Source organism: Bacillus sp. FJAT-50079 (genome assembly GCF_018343515.1).
GTDB lineage: Bacteria > Bacillota > Bacilli > Bacillales > Bacillaceae_C > Lederbergia.
The window spans coordinates 225,526-240,805 of the sequence record NZ_JAGYPD010000004.1 but is presented as its reverse complement, the minus strand read 5'-3'; the positions used below and the strand labels follow the sequence as shown (position 1 = coordinate 240,805).

The 15,280-nt window shown below is 40.5% G+C and carries 13 protein-coding genes; 4 read left to right on the top strand and 9 right to left on the bottom strand.

Going from position 1 to position 15,280, the window contains the following annotated elements; all coding sequences use genetic code 11:
- Positions 1 to 196: 196 nt before the first annotated feature.
- Entirely contained in the window at positions 197 to 679 is a 483-nt protein-coding gene (locus tag KHA95_RS12075) for a DUF441 domain-containing protein (protein ID WP_213137757.1), read from the bottom strand.
- Between the two features lie 84 nt (positions 680 to 763).
- Between KHA95_RS12075 and ytvI the strand changes: the two genes are divergently transcribed.
- A complete protein-coding gene (gene ytvI, locus KHA95_RS12070) occupies positions 764 to 1,885 on the top strand; it encodes a sporulation integral membrane protein YtvI (protein WP_213137756.1) in 1,122 nt (373 codons plus the stop codon).
- 103 nt (positions 1,886 to 1,988) lie between these two features.
- Here ytvI and KHA95_RS12065 read toward each other — a convergent pair whose 3' ends face one another.
- From KHA95_RS12065 to dnaE, 7 genes are all read right to left on the bottom strand, one after another.
- Entirely contained in the window at positions 1,989 to 2,390 is a 402-nt protein-coding gene (locus KHA95_RS12065; protein WP_349305473.1) for an FxsA family protein, read from the bottom strand.
- A gap of 199 nt (positions 2,391 to 2,589) precedes the next feature.
- The gene (gene pyk, locus KHA95_RS12060; RefSeq protein WP_213137754.1) at positions 2,590 to 4,350 is read right to left on the bottom strand and encodes a pyruvate kinase; all 1,761 of its coding nucleotides are present in this window, start codon (positions 4,348 to 4,350) and stop codon (positions 2,590 to 2,592) included.
- 31 nt (positions 4,351 to 4,381) lie between these two features.
- Positions 4,382 to 5,341, bottom strand: a complete 960-nt coding sequence (gene pfkA, locus KHA95_RS12055; protein ID WP_213137753.1) for a 6-phosphofructokinase — start codon at positions 5,339 to 5,341, stop codon at positions 4,382 to 4,384.
- Positions 5,342 to 5,895: 554 nt separating this feature from the next.
- Positions 5,896 to 6,876, bottom strand: a complete 981-nt coding sequence (accA, locus tag KHA95_RS12050) for an acetyl-CoA carboxylase carboxyl transferase subunit alpha (RefSeq protein ID WP_213137752.1) — start codon at positions 6,874 to 6,876, stop codon at positions 5,896 to 5,898.
- On the bottom strand, positions 6,870 to 7,739 hold the full coding sequence (gene accD / locus KHA95_RS12045) for an acetyl-CoA carboxylase, carboxyltransferase subunit beta (protein WP_213137751.1): 870 nt from the start codon (positions 7,737 to 7,739) through the stop codon (positions 6,870 to 6,872). Before accD ends, accA begins: the two co-directional genes overlap by 7 nt.
- Before the next feature lie 113 nt (positions 7,740 to 7,852).
- Positions 7,853 to 9,091: an NADP-dependent malic enzyme gene (ystJ, locus tag KHA95_RS12040; protein WP_213137750.1), complete on the bottom strand. Its 1,239-nt coding sequence runs from the start codon at positions 9,089 to 9,091 to the stop codon at positions 7,853 to 7,855.
- 440 nt (positions 9,092 to 9,531) lie between these two features.
- On the bottom strand, positions 9,532 to 12,867 hold the full coding sequence (dnaE, locus tag KHA95_RS12035; protein WP_213137749.1) for a DNA polymerase III subunit alpha: 3,336 nt from the start codon (positions 12,865 to 12,867) through the stop codon (positions 9,532 to 9,534).
- Between the two features lie 195 nt (positions 12,868 to 13,062).
- Between dnaE and ytrH the strand changes: the two genes are divergently transcribed.
- Together ytrH and ytrI are read left to right on the top strand one after the other, a co-directional pair.
- Positions 13,063 to 13,395: a sporulation membrane protein YtrH gene (gene ytrH, locus KHA95_RS12030; RefSeq protein ID WP_213137748.1), complete on the top strand. Its 333-nt coding sequence runs from the start codon at positions 13,063 to 13,065 to the stop codon at positions 13,393 to 13,395.
- Positions 13,392 to 13,898: a sporulation membrane protein YtrI gene (ytrI, locus tag KHA95_RS12025; protein ID WP_213137747.1), complete on the top strand. Its 507-nt coding sequence runs from the start codon at positions 13,392 to 13,394 to the stop codon at positions 13,896 to 13,898. Before ytrH ends, ytrI begins: the two co-directional genes overlap by 4 nt.
- Positions 13,899 to 13,912: 14 nt before the next feature.
- On the opposite strand, the gene KHA95_RS12020 is transcribed toward ytrI, so the two are convergent.
- The gene (locus KHA95_RS12020; RefSeq protein WP_213137746.1) at positions 13,913 to 14,851 is read right to left on the bottom strand and encodes a DHH family phosphoesterase; all 939 of its coding nucleotides are present in this window, start codon (positions 14,849 to 14,851) and stop codon (positions 13,913 to 13,915) included.
- A gap of 116 nt (positions 14,852 to 14,967) precedes the next feature.
- Here KHA95_RS12020 and KHA95_RS12015 point away from each other — a divergent pair, with 116 nt between their 5' ends.
- Positions 14,968 to 15,270, top strand: coding sequence for a YtpI family protein (locus KHA95_RS12015; RefSeq protein WP_213137745.1), 303 nt, complete (start codon positions 14,968 to 14,970; stop codon positions 15,268 to 15,270).
- The last annotated feature ends 10 nt before the right edge of the window (positions 15,271 to 15,280 follow it).

The window sequence follows — 15,280 nt, the reverse complement described above, 5'->3', positions numbered from 1 at the left end:
AAGGTAAAAGCTACCTTTCGCCCTGAAACCAGGTAAGGGACTTCCGCGAGGTTCTCACTTCGTTCGATCAGAGGAGGTATGAAATCTCCTATCGTACAAGATCATCTAATGGTGTGTTAGGGACTCCACACACCATTTTAGTATAAATAAAAAAGTAATTAAACAAACGTTTTATTATGTTTTAGTTTTCAACCGTTCAACCTCCCAAACCAGACCCTGATTTTACCAACTCAAATATTTTCATTGCCATATAAGCAATACCTGCGCCGATAAGTGGACCAACAGCAACACCTTTAAATACAGCCACAGCTAAAATTGTTCCAATGACGAGGGCAGTCGTTATATGAGGATCTGCCGCAAGCAGAGCCACCCCATATTTAGCAATCATTGCAACTGCCATTCCGGCCCCTAAGGCAATCCATGCATATGGCGATTTTACAGCAGAACCTAATTCTTTAAAGCCGATATAACCACTTGCAATCGGCGCGAGGACAGCGATTGTAATGACGGTAACTCCCCAGTTAATTCCTTTTGTCTGTATCATCGTAAATACCTTTTCATCGACTCCGATTAATTTTAGGAGAAGTAATGCCCCAACAGCTACCATTAATGATTCGTTTTTTGCGACAAAGCCGATGCCAAGTAATAAAAGCATAAATAACATTGGTTGATTAAACAATTTGATCATCCTTTACAAATTTTATAACCGTTCCATCTTTCACATGGTATTATATGTATTAAGATCATATAAGGTGGGAGATATATGAATCGGGACACATTCGATAAAATCATTCGTTTTTTTATTGTCATACTAACAGTCGTCGCTTCCCTTTTTCTATTATTTATCATTTGGAAAGTGACGTATCCGTTTATCCTGGCGATTATTTTCGCTTTGTTAATGAATCCTGTTGTCCACTTTCTAGAAAAAAAGTGGAAATTCCCTCGTACGCTTGCGGTCATCACGACGCTAATCCTAATGATTTCCCTTTTCGCTGGCTTCATTACATTATTAATAGCCGAAATCGTTGCTGGAACAACATACTTAGCAACCGTCGTTCCAGAGCATGTTGGGACTATGATTACGTATTTGGAAAATTTATTCGCCAGTCAAGTCATTCCATTTTATAATAAAATGGTCGGGTTGCTCAAAGGTCTTGATAGTGGGCAGCAAGATACGATTATGAATAGTATTACAACGACTGGAAATAAAATCGCCGCAAGTGCGTCAACATTTTTACAAAACTTTTTCTTAAAACTACCTGCGCTTGTTTCTTGGATTCCTAACGCCGCAACAGTGATTGTCTTCTCTTTACTTGCTACCTTTTTTATTAGCAAGGATTGGGATAAGCTCAGGGCAACATCTAGCCAGTTTTTGCCGTCAAAAGTGAAGTCCAGTGGAAGCAAAGTATTTGCCGATTTAAAAAAAGCATTCGCTGGCTTTATTAAAGCACAGCTCACTCTCGTATCAATTACGCTTGTCATAGTGTTAATTGGTTTGCTCATTTTGCGCGTCAATTATGCGATCACGATCGCTTTAATCACAGGGATTGTTGATATATTACCTTATTTGGGAACGGGTGCCGTGTTTGTGCCTTGGATCATTTACGAAGTTGTGATGGGTAATTACGGACTAGCTTTAGGGCTAGGCATTCTATATACCGTTGTTGTTGTTCAGCGTCAAGTGATGGAACCGAAAATTCTTTCGTCAAATATTGGCCTGACTCCACTTGCAACACTCGTTTCTTTATTTGTTGGGTTTAAGTTAATTGGATTTCTTGGTCTTATCATCGGCCCTGTAACTCTTGTACTCCTTACAACATTACATAAAGCCCATGTTTTCAAAGATATTTGGAATTATATAAATGGAGCACCAACCAGCAAATAGTAGACAATAAAAAAATCGTCACTTCTAGAACAACATTTAGAAAGGACGATTTTTTTTATTAGTAAAAAAGATGTCACTTCAATCGCAATTTCCGCTCTCCATTTTATCGGTATATATAAAAACGCCGATGACCCGAGAACCAATTTTTAATGACTTTTAAGAGAATTGGGCGAATATACTTTTGCATAAACGGCAGGAGCAGTAACAATCCAATAGCATCTGTAATAAACCCTGGACTTAACAATAAAATTCCGCCAACGAATCCACAAACACCATCCAATAATGCGTTGCCGGGCGGCTGTCCTAAGCGTAACTGCTCTTGAACTTTTCTTAGTGCACTCATTCCTTGACGCTTAGCAAAATAAGCACCGAGAATGCCTGTGGCGATAATGAGCATCACCGTTGAAAAGACCCCAATCGCTTTTCCAGCCAAAATAAACATGCCGATCTCTAGTGCAGGTACTACGATGAATAGTAATATTAATCCATATTTCAAACGGATCACATCCCCGTCATTTTTCTAGTTGAACAACTCTATTATATCAAAAAGGCAGAAGAGCTGTCTAAAAATCCCTTTCAATAAGCATGGTGCATTTTGTCAAAAGCACTCTTATCGATGTATTCTCGTAAATAAAAAGCAGGTGAAGAGTTTTTCTTCACCTGCTTTAACTAGTAGGCTAATGGGCTAGCCTCTTATATTCATATTACAATACGCTTGCGTGACCGTTATAAACAATGCCTCTTGTTGCATCAACGGTAATTTCTTGACCATCTGTAAACAAGGTTGTTGCGTTTTCTACGCCAACAATAACAGGAATACCGAGATCAATGCCGACAACTGCTGCATGACTCGTTAATCCGCCTTCTTCAGTAATTAGCGCTGAGCATTTTTCTAACATTTTCACCATATCGCGATCTGTTCCGATTGCTACCATGACAGAGCCTTGTTCAATTTTTGCATTTGCTTCTGCTGCATCTTTGACGATAACTGCTTTGCCGAAAGCCGATTTGCGACCGATTCCTTGTCCTTTTGCAATGACATCGCCAACGACATGTACTTTCATTAAGTTGGTTGTACCTTTCTCACCAACAGGTACACCAGCAGTAATAATGATCAAATCTCCATGTTTAACAAGTCCTGTATTTAAGCTTTCTGTTACTGCATTTTCTAACATTTCGTCCGTTGTTTCTACCGTTTGACTAATTTGAGGATACACACCCCAAACTAGTGCAAGTCTGCGAACAACGTTTTCATTAGATGTAACTGCAACAATTGGAGCTTTTGGACGATATTTTGAAATCATGCGTGCTGTATGGCCAGTTTCTGTCGGTGTGACGATTGCACCAACTTCTAAATTGATTGCTGTATGTGCAACAGACTGGCAAATCGCATCTGTCATATTATGATCGCTGCTTTTACTAATGTTTGATAAAATTTCTTTATTATCAAGTGCTTGCTCTGCTTTTAAAGCAATGTTACTCATCGTTTGCACTGCCTCAACCGGGTATGAACCAGCAGCCGTTTCACCGGATAACATAACTGCATCTGAACCGTCAAAAATGGCATTCGCCACGTCACTTGCTTCGGCTCTAGTTGGGCGAGGGTTGCGCTGCATTGAATCAAGCATCTGTGTCGCTGTAATAACTGGCTTACCAGCGCTATTACATTTTTGGATGAGGTGCTTTTGTACAAGTGGTACATCTTCTGTCGGTATTTCTACACCAAGATCACCACGAGCGACCATAAGACCATCTGACACTTCCAAAATTTCATCGATATTATCGACGCCTTCTTGGTTTTCAATTTTAGGAATAATATTAATATGTGATGCATTGTTTTCTTCAAGCAATTGGCGGATTTCTAATACGTCTGATGCTCTTCTAACGAATGAAGCAGCAATAAAATCAACGCCTTGCTCAATTCCAAACAAAATGTCTTTCGCATCTTTTTCAGTCATTCCTGGCAAGTTAACGGAAATTCCTGGACAGTTGACACCTTTCTTATTCTTCAATGTTCCACTATTCAATACTTTCGTTACGATTTCATCGCTCTCTCTCTTAATTTCCGTTACTTCTAAAGCGATCAAACCATCATCAAGTAAAATGATCGAGCCAGTATGAACGTCATTGAGCAAACCAGAATAAGAAACTGAAATCTTTTCCGTTGTCCCAGCTACTTCTTCCATTGAAACAATCAATTCAGAACCTGCAACTAATTCAACTTCTCCTGTTGCCATATCATGCGTTCTAATTTCAGGTCCTTTCGTATCCAATAAAATTCCAACATTTGTTCCTGCTTTTTTAGCAGCTTCACGAATGTTGACGATACGAGAACGATGCTCATCGTGATCTCCATGAGAGAAGTTTAAGCGAGCAACATTCATTCCAGACTTAATAAGTTGTAATAATGTTTCTGGATTTTCACTTGCAGGACCTATCGTACAAACTATTTTTGTTTTCTTCATTCCTTATTCCTCCTAAAATTCTTGCCACAATTTAAATCGATAATTCTTTCGATAATGAGTACATATCTTCATGGAAATAATGCGGTTGGTCTAACACCGTTAAAATGTCTTCATCAACAATCATATCTTGTTTAATACCCACAGCACGTCCCGCTTTTCCTTCCATTAACAGTTCTACGGCCTTCGCGCCAAATCGGCTCGCAAGCACGCGATCGCGCCCTGTCGGAACTCCACCACGTTGAATATGACCGAGGACAGATACTCTTGTCTCAATGTTTGTCAATTTATGTAATTCCTCCGCAAACTGTGGACCACTCATTACACCTTCAGCAACAACGATAATACTATGCTTTTTCCCACGCTTTTGACCATTTCTTAACCGATCAGCAATGTCTGCCATATCATCTTTTGCTTCCGGGATCAAAATCGTTTCAGCACCGCCAGCAAGACCTGCCCAAAGTGCGATATCTCCCGCATCGCGTCCCATTACTTCAATAATAAATGTTCGCTCATGAGATGTTGCTGTGTCACGAATTTTATCGATCGCATCAAGAACTGTATTTAAAGATGTGTCAAATCCAATCGTATATCTTGTTCCAGGAATGTCATTATCGATCGTTGCTGGTACTCCAATACATGGAAATCCTAGGTTTGTTAATTTTTGCGCTCCCATATAAGAGCCATTACCACCAATGACAACTAGTCCATCAAGACCAAATTTCTTCAATTGCTCTAGGCCTTTAAGCTGACCTTCCTCCGTTTTAAATTCTTCACATCTTGCCGAACGTAGAATCGTTCCTCCACGTTGAATAATATCACCTACAGAGCCAAGTTCAAGCTTTTCGATGTTTCCTGTAATTAAACCACTAAATCCTTGGTAGACACCATATGCCTCTAATCCATGATAAATCGATTTTCTGACAACGGCACGAATCGCCGCGTTCATTCCCGGGGCATCGCCACCACTTGTTAAAATACCAATCTTTTTCATTATTTCACCTCTAATTATGAACTAAATAAACACTATTCAACCTAATGCTGCCATTACAGCCTCAGATATCTACATAATATAAAAATACCATTTAATCAACTTATTCTCAAATTTCGACTCGTTTCTACACAAATCAATTACACCCTGACAAAATTACGTCCAGATTTTTTTCGAGCTCGCTCTAAATAAATATGTGACACTTGAATTCGCAAAATTTGTGACGAAAGCGAAGCATCAAGTACAGGAGTTTGAACTTCCCTAATTTGCATTCATCCTGCCCTTTTAGAAGCGGGATTTCGAGCCGATTCGAGTTAAACATAAATAAAGCACTACCCCGTGGGCAATGCCTTGCAGAGGATGTTCAAAAAGTCGAAGTATAACAACAGATCAAACTTCTTCGGTTGCTTGCCTTTTTCGCATTTTTTGCGATGCTAGAGAGCAGCCCTTATCTTAATGTATCTTACATAAATAACTGGCAAGGTACATTATAAACAAGTTGCTGCTCAAAGCTGGTGCCACCTCGAACTTTATGATCCTCCTTTTTGAACACATCTTTATATATGAATATTTTCATAATGAGCTGAAGCGGTGAACTTCCCCATCTTTTTATATTTTTCATAACGTTCTTGAATCAATTGGTCTGGATCCGTTCCTACGAGTTGCTTTAATGCTGATAAGAGCACTTCGTCAATTTGCTTCGCTTGCCCTTCGATATCTTTATGGGCACCGCCTCTTATCTCTGGAATAATGTCATCGATGATGCCTAGCTCCTTTAAATCTGGTGCTGTAATTCTCATCGCTTCTGCTGCCTGCTTTGCAAGTGACGCATCTTTCCATAAAATCGATGCTGCTCCTTCTGGTGTAATAACGGAATACGTGGAGTTTTCTAGCATAAACAGCCGATCACCGACACCAAGAGCCAATGCACCACCACTTCCTCCTTCACCCGTTACGATACAAACGATGGGCACCTTCAAGCCAGCCATTTCAAATAAATTTCTAGCGATTGCTTCACTTTGCCCGCGCTCCTCAGCTGCCTTCCCAGGGTAAGCCCCTTTCGTATCAATGAAACAGATGACTGGACGATTAAATTTTTCCGCCTGTTTCATGAGTCGAAGTGCTTTGCGATACCCTTCTGGATGTGGCATACCGAAATTGCGGCGAATGTTTTCTTTCGTGTCTCTTCCACGCTGATGACCGATAATAGTAATCGGAACACCTTTATATTTAGCAATCCCACCGACAATTGCCTCATCGTCCCCAAAAAGACGATCACCATGTAGCTCGATAAAGTCAGTAAACAAATGCTCAATATAATCAAGTGTCGTCGGTCGATTAGCATGACGAGCCATCTGAACACGATCCCACGGTGTCATGTTTTCATACACATCTTTTTCTAATTTCTCAAGGCGAGCTTCTAATCGATCGATTTCCTCAGATAGATCAACATCCGAATCTTTCGTAAACTCTCGAAGCTCGGCAATTTTATTGCGTAGATCAAGGACTGGCTTTTCAAATTCAAGTCCATTTACCATGTTGGTTCACCTTCTTGCTGATGGATTTCTAGCACAGTTGCCAGTTTGTCCTTAAGCTCGTGTCGATGAATTACCGCATCAAGCTGCCCATGATTTAATAAAAACTCAGCAGTTTGGAAATCATCAGGCAAGTCTTCACGAATCGTCTGTTCAATCACACGGCGTCCCGCAAATCCGATTAAAGCACCAGGCTCCGCAAAATTGAAATCTCCGAGGGAAGCAAAGCTTGCAGATACTCCACCTGTTGTTGGATGTGTCATGACAGAAATAATTAAACCGCCTTGATCACTAAATAATTTTAAGCCCGCACTCGTCTTTGCCATTTGCATTAATGATAAAACCCCTTCTTGCATTCGGGCTCCACCAGATGCTGTAAAAATAATAAATGGTACATGCTTTTCAGCTGCCTTTTCAATGGCTCTGGCGATTTTTTCACCAACGACGGACCCCATGCTTCCCATTCGGAAATGTGAGTCCATGATCGCTGTAACAACGTTAATGCCATTGATCGTTCCTTCACCTGTTAATACAGCCTCATCAAGCTTTGATTTTTTACGATCACTTTCTAGTTTTTCTAAATATCCTGGAAATCCTAATGGATTTTCAGAAGCGATTCCTTCATCAAATGGTTGAAAGGAGCCTTCATCAAATATACTGTCAACGCGTTCAAACGCAGTCATTTTATCGTGATATCCGCAATGAAGACAAACTTTCTCGTTTTTTAGAAAGTCCTTTGTATACATAATTTTCTTGCAGCCCATGCATTTCGTCATAATGCCTTCGGGAACATCTTGCTTAGCCGCTTCAGATGGTATCGCTGCATATTTTCTTTTCTTTGGTTTTGTAAATAAATCTCTAAGCAAGTTTTTCCCCCCTTAGTCATGCTCTTTGCTTTTAAAGTTTGTTCAAAAAATGTGGGAGTAATACACGCTCGAGCTGCATCGCCTTGAAGCGAAGCATATGCGTATATGTTGTCCTACTTTTCTTTTCCGATTACGGCGAGCCGCATTGTTCGTTCCCGTACTTCGTTAGGATCGACCTTGATTCTTGCTACGCCAGTTTCCATCGCTGCTTTTGCAACTGCCGCCGCTACATGTGGTGCAACCCGCGGATCAAAGGGCCCAGGAATGATATAGTCTGATGTTAACTCTTCATCCGTAATTAATTCCGCAATTGCCGCAACGGCTGCTTGTTTCATTTTTTCATTGATATGTGTCGCACGAACGTCCAATGCACCTCTAAAGATGCCTGGAAATGCAAGGACATTATTCACTTGGTTCGGGAAATCGGATCTTCCTGTACCGATCACCTTCGCACCAGATGCGATTGCGTCTTCCGGCATAATTTCGGGCTCAGGATTGGCCATAGCAAAAATAATCGGATCTTTATTCATTGACTCGACCATTTCCTTCGTTAATGCGCCTGCAACCGACACTCCAATAAATACATCGGCTTCTTTAATCACATCGGCAAGCGATCCCGATTTTTTATCACGATTTGTATATTTTGCAACAGCTGCTTTCACATCGTTCATACCTTCAGTGCGCCCTTCATAAATCGCGCCTTTTGAATCGCACATAATAATGTCGCGAACTCCATAACTATATAATAATTTAATGATGGCAATTCCTGCTGCACCTGCACCGTTTGCCACAATTTTAATTTCCTTCATATTGCGTCCTGTGATCTTCAATGCATTCACAAGCCCAGCAACCGTGACGATCGCCGTTCCATGTTGATCATCGTGAAAAACGGGAATTCCAACCTCTTTTTTCAATCTTTCTTCTATGACAAAACAACTCGGTGCTGCAATATCTTCTAAGTTGACGCCTCCAAAGGTTGGCTCGAGAAATTTCACTGTTTCAATGATTTTTTCCACATTCGTCGTATTGAGGCAAATCGGAAAAGCATCGACGCCAGCAAAGCTTTTAAAGAGCACAGCTTTTCCTTCCATTACAGGTAAAGCTGCCTCGGGTCCGATATTGCCAAGCCCAAGAACAGCCGTCCCATTTGAGACGACAGCAACCATATTGCCCTTCATTGTATAATCATATACCGTTTCCGGCTTTTCATAGATTTCTTTGCATGGTTCAGCTACACCAGGTGAATACGCAAGACTTAAATCAGTAGCATTTTTCACTTCTACTTTGGATTTAGATTCCAACTTCCCTCTATGCATTTTATGCATATGTAAAGCTTCTTCACGCAATGTCAAAGAGATCCTCCCCTTCATTTCCCACATTTGTCCGCCTATTTCAGAAAACTATGTAGTCACGATGATGGCAATTGTATCTCGCATTAACGGTCAGTAAGACTCCCGATCAATTACTCCTCTGCGTAGCGTCCAGATTTTTTCAAACTCCTCTAAAACCTGTAACATCCGCCAAAGGCTTAGCCTGAATTAGCACATCTTTTTGTACCGAAAGCGAAGCGTCAGATACAGGAAGTTTTCACTACCTCTTTGAAGATGGCAATCTCCCGTCGCTTATACAAGTGTTGGAGTTCTGCTAATTCAAGTTAAAGTTATGTTACATTGATAAAAACGGGAGGTCGACTACCCGCAAAAGCCCAGTTTGTTCAGAATTATTCCCACACTGATTGAAGATCCATTTTATCTCTTACACAATATATCATATTTTTTACAGTTTGAAAAAATTATTTTAAGATGACACATTCATTCCCCAATAGATTGGCAATTTTATCTAGACAGGTTATATTCGCATCTATCCAATCCCTTTGTCCAAGCTGAATCGTTTGCTTTGTCGCTTCATAATGCAAAACGACTGGAGTATCACCTTTATGTTCCTTTAAAATATCTTGAAGCTGGTTTAATGTGTCCTTGTTCTGTAAATGAGCTCGTACTTTTACAAATAAAGTTTGCGCATCAATTATTTCGACCGGTTTTACTAATTTTTGGACGATCATTTGGCGATTTCCGTCTCTACTTTCTACATGTCCGTTTATGAGTGCGATTTCTCCCTGTTGACAAAGCTGATGAAACCTTTTGTAGACATTTGGAAAAACAACAGCGTCGATTTCAGCTGTTGCATCGCTCACCGTCACAAAGGCCATTACTTCACCTTTCTTTGTTCTAATGGTTCTTACTTGTGAGATGTAGACCCCAATTGCAACATTTCGCTGCCCTTCTTCTAAGGACATGATCGGAACCGTACGCATTTTACGGAAATACTTCTCATAAGAACTAGCCGGGTGTGCCGACAGATAAACACCTGTCGCCTGTTTTTCAAAAGCAAGCTTTTCAGCTAAACTATGGGATTCTACCTCAATATACTTCGGCCTCAATTGGAACATTTCCTCTTCGACAAATAAATCAGCACCCGTCTGTGCAGGTTTCATTAATTCGGCATGATCAAGTGCGACATCTAACGTGGCTAACAAGACTGCTCGATCTTGACCAAATTCATCGAAGGCACCAGCAAAGACGAGCGCTTCTAGCACTTTGCGGTTTGCTACCTTTGATGGGACACGTAGGCAAAAATCAAAGATATCTTGAAATGGCTTGTCCTTCCTAATCTGTAAAATTGCCTTTAATCCAGCGACACCAATGCCTTTAATTGCAGCAAGACTAAAACGAATTCCCGCTTTTTCAACGATAAAAGGATAATGACTTTGATTAATGGAAGGCGGCAGAATGTTTAAGCCAGTCTGCTTTGCTTCCGCAATATATTGAGCAATTTTATCTTCGTTGCCAATTACGGACGTTAGCAATGCAGCGGTAAAAGCATGCGGATATGTTGCCTTCAAATAGGCCAACTGCCATGAAATCATACTGTATGCAACAGCGTGGCTACGGTTAAAGCCATAATTAGCAAAACGAAGAATCAAATTATATATTTCATTCGCTATTTCTTCCGAATATCCTTTTTGCAATGCCCCAGAAACAAAATGAGTTTTTTCCCGGTCAAGCACATCCCTTTTTTTCTTACTTACCGCCCGCCGTAAAAGATCGGCTTCACCTAGTGAAAAGCCTGCCATCACGGAAGCGATTTGCATAATTTGCTCCTGATAGACAATGACGCCATACGTTCCTTCCAAAACCGGTTTTAAATCAGGATGTGGATAATGGATTGACTTTTGTCCATGCTTCCGAGCAATATAGTCTGGAATTTGTTCCATCGGTCCTGGTCGATATAAAGCATTTACGGCAACAATATCTTCAAACTCTGTCGGCTTTAGTTCTCGTAAAACCTTTCTCATTCCTTCTGACTCTAGCTGAAAAATACCAGTCGTATCTCCCCTTTTTAATAATGAAAATGTTGCTTCATCAGAGAGCGGCAATGCTTTTAAATCGATTTTTTCCCCTGTGTTGATTTCAATGCTTTTCACAATTCGTTCAAGCAACGATAAATTACGCAAACCTAAAAAGTCCATTTTCAATAGACCGATTTCCTCTAAATCTTCCATTGGAAATTGTGTTAAATAACTGCCCTCATCATGACCCATTTGCAATGGAACGAGATTGACGAGCGGCTCACCCGCGATAACAACACCAGCAGCATGTGTCGATGTATGGCGTGGCAGCCCTTCAAGTGTAAGTGCCGTTTCAAATAATTTCTGATTCTGTTCTGAAGCTGACACGAAATTTTGTAGCTTTGGAGACTCCTGATACGCCTGTCTTAAATGAATCCCCAATCTGGATGGGATCATTTTTGAAAGCTGATCCATTTCCTTCGTCCCAAGTCCAAACACTCTTGCCGTATCCCGAAGTGCCGCCCTTGCTGCTAACGTTCCAAATGTAATAATTTGGGCAACATGTTGTTTTCCATATTTGCGAACGACATAATCAATCACTTCATCACGACGATGATCTGGAAAATCGATATCAATGTCTGGCATCGAAATCCGCTCGGGATTTAAAAAGCGTTCAAACAATAAACCGTACCGAATTGGATCAACATCGGTAATATGTAATAAATACGCTACAAGTGACCCGGCGGCAGATCCGCGTCCAGGTCCAGTTAAAATACCATGATCACGCGCATATTTCATAAAATCCCAGACAATGAGAAAATAATCATTAAACCCCATCTCATTTATAACTGAAAGCTCATAGTCTAGTCTTTCCATATAAACATGGTCTGCTTCAATTCCTCTGATGGTCAAGCCTTCCAAACAAAGCTCTCTCAGCATCCCTACCGTCGTTTGGTGCTCGGCAAGCGGATACTCTGGAAGAAGCTCCTGATTTGTTTTAATGGCCACATTGCAAGCATCAACAATTTTCAGTGTGTTTTCCAGCGCTTCTGGCATATTTGCAAATAGATCAGCCATTTCCTCTTTGCTTTTAAAATTATAGTTTTCATGCTGTTCCATTTCCTCAATCTCTGCCAATTTTGCACCGTCACGGATTGCCGTTAAACACTGATAAGCAAACGCATCTTTATGATCTAAATACTTTACATCATTCGTTGCCACGATTGGAATGTCAGCTTCTTTTGCTAAGTGAGTTACTTGCTCGATTATCTGTTCACTTGCATGTCCATGATTTTGCACAGCAAGATAAAAGTCCCTTTGAAAAAGTTGCTTATATTTTTCAGCGGCATGTAAAGCAGCTTCCACCCCCTCATCAAGAAGTTTTTTCTCAATCTCGCCCTCCAAGCCTGGCGTAATCGCAATTAACCCTTCACTATAAGCGGCAAGCCATTTCCACGAAATCGCTTCGTTCGGCTGTGTTTTAATGACACTTGAAATTTTCAGCAAGTTTTTATAAGCAATGTCGTTTCTAGCTAGCAGGATGATTGGATGAATGGATGTTTCATCTGTTTCTACATCTGCTGTTAAGCCGATAATTGGTTTTATCTTTGCTTCTATACATGCTTTATAAAAAGGAAGCACCCCATATAATCCGTTCCGATCTGTAATCGCGAGTGCTGAATAATCCATTTGTTTCGCTCGTTCCACTAAGGCTGGAATGGAAATTGTACTCGAGAGCAGACTGTAAGCCGTAGAAATTTGCAAATGGGCAAAATCCATGCCCTCATCTCCTTTCACCATTCTCTATACGAGTTTGTTCAAAAATACGATTGTGCAACATTTTTGTACGTAGCGTTTGAACACAGTATACCTCTATTATGAACTAGTTAATGAAACTTGTCCTCTCCTTTCATACATTTCTCGGTTGTCCCATATATATAAACAGTAGGATTATATATATTGGAGTTGGTCGTCATGAATGAAGCTTTTTTACCAACGTTTTTCAATAGTTATTTCATCGCATGTGGAGTCGTGCTCGGTGGTTCCCTCATTGGCGGACTTGCAGCTTTTATTACTGGTGAGCCATTAATGACAGAAATCGCCAGAATTGCTACCCGTGTACGAATTTGGGCAATTATCGCCGCTATTGGTGGGACATTTGATACCGTGTACAGCTTCGAACGAGGATTTTTGGATGGCGGGACGAAAGATCTTTTCAAACAATTATTGCTCATTTTATCAGCAATTGGCGGAGCAAAAACTGCCGCACTCATTATTTCATGGTTAACACAGGAGCATATATCATGAGAATTCCCCCGCTTTATCACAAACCCGGCTGGCAACGTTTTTTAGCAGGGGCGGCTGTTGGCGGTTGTATAAGTTGGCTTATCTTTTTGTATATGTTTGGCTCCATCCAGGAAAAAAGCAGCTTTATTATTAATAAGCAGGCGAATGACATCAAGGAACTACAAGAAGACATTAATATTTGGAAAAAAGAGTACGACGAACGTAATAAAGAGAATGCCGACTTATTAACAATCCAACAAATTGAAGTCAAGCTTGTTCGTTATGAAAAATACAATATTACAGATAAACAAAGCATTATTGAAATCGAAGAAGCGATCAAAGAAGACTTAAAATCATTGATCGCAAAAGACATTAGCTCCGTTTTCAAAAATAAAGAAATTGTCAAAAAAACAATTGAAAATAAAATCGTGAACGTCAATAGTAAGAAATATCAAATTGTCGTAAGTGAAATCTATTTTTATACGACATTAAGCATCGAGGTCGAAATCAAATTGGCCGGCTAATTTGCCGGCCACTCTTATTCAGGACGACAAACTGCGGCAATTTCCGCTTTGACTTGCTCGGCCTCTTCCCACGAGTAGACGGATGCACCTGCAGCAAGCGGATGACCTCCTCCGCGATACTTCATTGCAATCGTGTTAATGATCGGCCCTTTTGATCGTAAACGTACACGAATTTGGTCTTCTTCTTCAATGAAAAAGCACCATGCTTGGATGCCCTTAATATTGCCGAGCGAACCGACAAGCAATGACGCCTCTGATGGACTGACCCCAAATGCATCAAGTGTTTCCTTGCGGATGTCAATTGTCGCCGCTCCATCTTCATTCATCGTAAAATGCTCCAACACATATCCTTGAAGCTTAACCACCTGCGGTTCTAGCTCATACATATGGTTAAATAATTCAGTTCGGTCAAATGAATAGCGGATCAATTCCCCTGCATAATCAAATGTACGCCCTGTCGTACTCGGAAACAGAAATCTTCCTGTATCACCAACAATTCCGGCAAAAATAAGTCTGGCTGCCTTTTCATTCATGACCAAACCTTGATCCTTCCCAAATAAATAAAACTCATAAATCATTTCACTAGTTGAAGAAGATGTCGTATCAACCCATAGAATGTCGCCATACGCATCCTCATTTGGATGATGATCAATTTTAATCAGCTTTTCGCCTTTCGTATACCGCTCATCACAAACACGTTCCTGATTAGCCGTATCACAGACGATGACGAGCGCTCCTTCATATACATCATCAGCAATCGTATCGGGAACGAATAAATAGTCTAAGCCTCGATCACGTTCTCCAACTACGTACACATTCTTTTCAGGGAATGACGCTTGAATGATTGCTGCCAGCCCTCCTTGGGAGCCGTAAGCATCAGGATCTGGCCTCACATGCCGATGAATGATAATCGTATCAAATTGCTTAATCGCCTCAATGATTGTCTGCTTCATTTTTTCGCCTTCTTTCAACTGTCTGTCTCATTGTTCAATAATTGTCCATGTATATGCGCTAGCATTCGGCTTTTTTTCCCGTTACAATGGACATAAGAAACGGAGGATTTTAAAAAATGCCATTTTTAGTTTTTTTAATCGTTATATCATTTTCTTTTTATGTATTTTATAAAGTGAAGTATGTCCGTAGCAGAATGCCGATGGAAAGAAAAATGCTAAACGGAAAATCGAGTGTCGCTCTCGGTTTATTCGTTGCCTTGTTTGGTCTCAATCAATTTTTTATGTTTTCCACTGTTACAACATACATCATTGGCGGTATTTTCATCCTTTTAGGCTGCTTAAGCGCTTGGAATGGATATCGAATTTATCGCCATCACGTGCCGTACGCTATTAAAGAAGCAGAGGAAGCAATAAAATAAACCTCCAACT